Origin of the sequence: Bartonella sp. AP1QHHD, assembly GCF_042196265.1 — a bacterium.
Lineage (GTDB): Bacteria > Pseudomonadota > Alphaproteobacteria > Rhizobiales > Rhizobiaceae > Bartonella.
On the sequence record NZ_JBHIPW010000035.1, the window covers coordinates 1 to 5,427 of the forward strand.

The window sequence follows — 5,427 nt, forward strand, 5'->3', positions numbered from 1 at the left end:
TATGGTGAGGCACATTATATTAAAGGGCGTAAAACAAAACAGTCCCTTCAGGGTATTTTAGGTGTACGCTATAGTTTCTAATTATGTGGTTATTTTTTAGTTATCTTTAAATGTATGATTAGTTTTTTTAAGTTTTTAATGCAGCATCAGAGAACAATTTTTCAGAGCACGCAGCTTCGTTGTTCATGATAAACTGTATTCCCTTATATACTTGATTATGCATTACTTTTTTTTGATAAGAAAATTCTGAGGAAATGCTAAAGAAGCACTATAAAAACGCCCTTATATTCTTGATCAAAAAAGTATTTAAAAACTATAAAGAACGGTTTTTTATGAGATAAGGGGGATTTTTAAGAAGGATTATTGCAATCTAAGGTTGAAAATATGTTTTGTAGAGCTAATTACGTTCAGTGTCTATGCAGGCGTGAAAGGGGGGAGGATATGGCTCTACAATATAAATGGAAACGACATTGTTGGATACTCATGTTGAGCAGCTGTTTTGTGCAGGCTGCTGCTGCAAATGAGAGGGGGATACCGCTTTTTTGTCAATCTTCAAGTTATGAAAATGGCAAAATATTTCAGGATCAATACAATGAGGATATGAAAACGGGAAGATGCATACTTGGAGCATCTAATGATGTTATTATAAGGGCGCGTAATGAATTAGACTTTTTAAAAAAGCCTAGCGATTTTACTGAGGATAAGGGCGCTAGAGTGTTTGTGGGTCAACAGGAGCTTGACAGCAGTCATCGTGAAAATGTTGAAAATAATGTACAAGAACACAATACTAAAATTCTTAAAAAACCTGAACTTATTTCCATTAAAGATGGGGCACTGTTAGAAAATTATATCCTTGATAATGAAGGTAAAGCATACATTTCAAATGATGGTGAGATTGATAGCCCAGGGCGATCCATTAATAACACAGTAAGGAATGGTGCAGAGCTTTATGTGTATGCAGGAGGACTCAGTGAGGATAGTAAAATTGAACATGGCGGAATTGAAAATGTTGAGGCTTTAAAGGGAAAACAAGGCTTTTCGAAAAATGCTGTCGTTAAAGAAGGTGGACAACAAAGTGTTGGAAATGGAGGAAAAGTAGAGGGGACTAAAATTTATGGTGGTGAGCAACTTGTTTTCGGGGAGGGGGATGTTGGAGGAGAGGTTAAAGGAAGTAGTGCTTCTCATACTATCATTTATGGTCAAGATGAAACACTAGGCCAACAAAAAGTATATGATGGCGGAAAAGTTTGGAATACGAAAGTTATGCAAGGGGGTGTCCAAGAGGTTGGACAAAAGTCTCAAAGTGCAAAAAATGGTGGTTTTGCATTTGACACAGAAGTTTTTGGCGGTGGTAAACAACGTATCTTAAAAGGCGGTCAGGCTATTGGAGTTATTTTAAATGAGAGTGCTATTCAGGAAATATATACTGATGGATCTGTAAAAAATCTAACAATGAATGATCAAACAAAATCATGGGTGCATGCTGGGGCAACATTAGAAGGAAAGACACAGTTAAATCATTCTGGGCAGATCCATCTTTATGCTGGGAATGATCAACATCATACCATAGTAGAAGATATTATTTTAAATGGAAAAGATACAAAACTGTACTCTATTACTGATGAGTTTGATGGAAAAAGTTCTTTGATACAAAAATTAAGTGGTGAAGGGAGTGTTATTTTTTCGTTTACAGGTTCTGATCCATATTATTCTCAGCTTCATGTGAATAATCTTTCAGGAAATTTACATTTCGCGTTCAATACTACGATTGCCCATAACCGTGGTGATTATCTCTTGGTTGAGAAAGGTGCTGGGAATCATACGATAAGTGTTGCTGATTCTGGAGTTGAAATCACGGATCCTTTTTCAAATAAGCGTGATTTAATTATGGATCAAAGTGGTGGAGCACATTTTACACTGACAGATCTTAAGGGTGACAAAATTAACGCCATTGATGGTGGAACTTATATGTATGATTTGAAAGAAAGAAAGGATGAAAATGGAAAAGTTTGGTTTTTATCTGCAGATCGCCTCAGTGGACCAGAAACCTCTATTCCAGATCCGGAAAATCCTTTTGTTCCTGGTGAAACAACAACGACACCCTCTACAGATGCAGTATTAACGTTGTCCGTAGTTCCTGGACTTATTTTTAATAATGAGTTGCAAATTATACGGAATGGTAGAAAAATTTGGGACAGAAATAAGAAAGATATCGAACTATGGACTTATGGGATTAAGAGCAGAGAACGTGTTGCGACAGGCCATACACACTTTAAGCTTGGGCAGACAGGTTTAGTCTTTGGTGCTGATCAGTTAAGTGAATTAAGGCATGGAGAGTTGTATGTTGGTGGTTTCGGTAGTTATGATCAAGCACGTATTTCTCATGCACGAGGTGGTAATAGTGATCTGAGCTCTTATAGCATTGGAACTTACGCAACTTATTTTGATCATCGCGGATGGTATATGGATGGTGTTTTGAAATATAATTATTACCGAGATAATTTGAAAGCCATATCAACGAATGGTTTAGCCATTCAAAGTCATTACAATCAGTGGGCGATAGGTGGATCATTTGAGATTGGTTGTTATTTTGAACCGGCACAGAATACTTGGATGCAGCCTTATATCAAGCTAACAGGTTTGCAGGTTGAAGGTAAAAGAATAAAACTTTCCAATGGAATGATAGGTGATCTAAGCCCATTAACTTCATTCCGCAGTGAAGTTGGATTGACTGCAGGACATGAATTTTTTGTGAGTTCAGAAACTTCATTAACAGCTTACATTATGGCAGCTTGGTTGCGTGAGAATATAAATAATAATTATACGACAATTAATAACCAGTATAAATTTATTACAGATTTGTCAGGCAGTGCGGGTAAATTGGGAATTGGTTTAAACGGTTCGGTCAATGATAAACTAACACTTTATGCGGAAGCACATTATCTAAAAGGACATAAGATTAAGAATGCTCTTCAAGGTATTTTAGGATTACGCTATAGTTTCTAAATATGTGTGCATGGCTGATTAACTTTACAAATGTAATTGTTTTGCAAACTTAAACAGATAACGTTCGGCTATGTCTTCTCGAGAGTGTAAGGACTTTCTCAAATAGTAGAAATGTCTTTATACTCTCTCTTTTAAAGGCAACATACTGAATTTATAATAATAATTCATTTCTATGCATGTTGAATGAGAGTCGCGAAAATCATAGGATTCTCTCATTCCAAATCTGTTTATGTTGAATCAATCAAAATTATTCGCTTGGCACATCGCAAGCGGGATGAAGGTGTGTATAAAAACTATACAAAAAAGAAGTAAAAATGTCTCTGATGAATCGTCTCTAGTGTCAAGGGCTGTCACAACATTGGGATGGCAAAGTGTATGATGATACCGGCCCGCTTCTTCATAAGCGTAAAGATTGGGGGGCAATGGCTTTACCGATATACCATTATTCATGGATGACGTCGCGAAATGGGCTTGAGTGCATTGAAAGATGTCTCTTTAAAACAAGTGCGTGAATGTACAACCCAATGGCGTTTTGTTTTACGTGAAGGGGGGCGCCATTAAAGGGCACGAGCATTTTTTTCATCTATAATTCCAGATATGCAAATTATTCCTTGAATTTAAGTAAACACTTTGAATTTTATTCAATTTTTCTGCCTTAAGTTAGAGCTTTTTAGTGGTTTATAGACAAACAACTTAAAGTTGTTTAAATTAAAAAAATACACTAAAAAATTGTATTTAGACATAAATAAAACACATTATGATACAATCTAAAACGAGCTACCTATGTAGCCGCGGGGTATTTTTCTAAATAATTGAGAGTGGAGTGTGGATAATGCGGTATAAATACAAATTAAGTTTTTCAGTATTGATGATCAGTAGTTGTCTTGTGCAATCTGCAAGTGTAGTTGAGAGTAGGAATAGAGTGCTAACAAGAGCAATACATGTGGTAAATAGAGAAGAGGAAGAAAAAAAATTAGAACAGATTGCTAGTTTTTTCAAAAATAATATTACGATTGAATATGGTGATATAGAGCTTGTTGAAAATGGAAAAACTTCTGTAGGTTCTACTATTAAAAAAGGAGGGATACAAATAGTTACACGAGCAGGAATTGCAATGAACGCCAAAATTTTGGGAGGTCAGCAGTTTATTCATGAAGAGCCATATATTGATCTTACAAGCGTGGAGAGAAAAAGTAGTGCATATAATTCCACAGTTACTGGGGATGGTGGAACAGTTGGACAGCAGAATGTGTATGATGGAGCGTGGGTTTGGTATACGAAAGTGGGAGATAACGGAGAACAAAATCTTTATGCAGGACAAAGAAAAGAGGGAGGGAAATCAATGTATGCTCAGGTTTCTGGGAATGGGAGACAACACGTTTTAGCGTTAGGAGAATCTTATGCTACTAATTTGAAAGATCATGCTATTCAAGTTGTATATCCTGAAGGGTTTGTGGATGGTCTGACTATTAACAACTTTGCTAAATCGTGGTTCCATGTTGGTATACAAGATGTCCTTGGAGAAGTAAGGATCAATGATCACGGAGAACTTTATTTATTCGCTGGTGATAGGACAAATCATACGATTAAGAAAAAAATTCCTATGAAGGACAGAGTGGATGAAACAATATTTGAGGTTGGTGAACGGAATATGGGAGAAAAACCTCAGATTGAAATTGAAGATTTAGGGGGGCACGGAGGGACTGTTATTTTTACTTCTATACCGTATGATCCACGACATATTTCACTTCATGTTAAGAAACTTTCAGGGGATTTACATTTTCGATTCAATATTAGTGCTACGGGGAATTCAAGTGATTACTTGTCGATTGATGAAGGTTCAGGTAATCACAAAATAAGCGTTGCAGATTCTGGTCGTGAAATTACAGGTCCTCTCTCACAACAGAATAGTTTGGTCACAGGGATTAATTTAGTTACTGATAAAGTTGGAGGCGCTAATTTTACTCTGGAAGATCTTTCCGGTAAGGACATTACAGCTGTTGATGGTGGAGCCTATCAGTATGTTTTACGAAAGAGAGAAAGATGTGCTGATGCTAGTGGTTATTCTACAATTTGGTATTTAAGTTCAGCCTCTGAAGGTACGACACGTTCGAATACTGAAATACAGTGTGTAAACAAGAAAACGAAGATTCCTCTTGCATTATCTGATCAAGGTGCTTCTTCTAGAGGAAAAAATACAGGCTCTCGTAAACCTACTATAAAGCAACCAGCTAAACCACGACCTCCACGTCATTTAAGAGGGGCACAGAATGTCTCTAGTGTTTCTGTATCTCCCTCTCAAGAAAATCAGACTCTTGTAGCGTTACCTCCATCAGGTCTTCATCCTCTTTCTGATGAAAAACAACAAACTGCTGTTTCAACCTCTTCTCACTCTTTAGCCGATCAAATGATTGTGCGTCC

Annotated in this window: 2 protein-coding genes and 1 pseudogene; all 3 read left to right on the top strand. The window is 36.7% G+C overall.

Going from position 1 to position 5,427, the window contains the following annotated elements; all coding sequences use genetic code 11:
* The first annotated feature begins 441 nt into the window (after positions 1 to 441).
* Entirely contained in the window at positions 442 to 3,006 is a 2,565-nt protein-coding gene (gene bafA / locus ACFIME_RS03660) for a BafA family autotransporter (RefSeq protein WP_375684513.1), read from the top strand.
* Positions 3,007 to 3,320: 314 nt separating this feature from the next.
* Positions 3,321 to 3,555, top strand: a pseudogene (locus ACFIME_RS03665) (integrase); the annotation flags it as partial.
* A 283-nt stretch (positions 3,556 to 3,838) separates the two neighbouring features.
* Positions 3,839 to 5,427 (top strand): pertactin-like passenger domain-containing protein (locus ACFIME_RS03670; RefSeq protein ID WP_375662171.1); only part of this gene is annotated, 1,589 nt, incomplete at its 3' end.

Bases quoted from the DNA above. Each gene is read 5' to 3' on its own strand.
- bafA (WP_375684513.1), top strand. From the start codon at position 442: ATGGCTCTACAATATAAATGGAAACGACATTGTTGGATACTCATGTTG.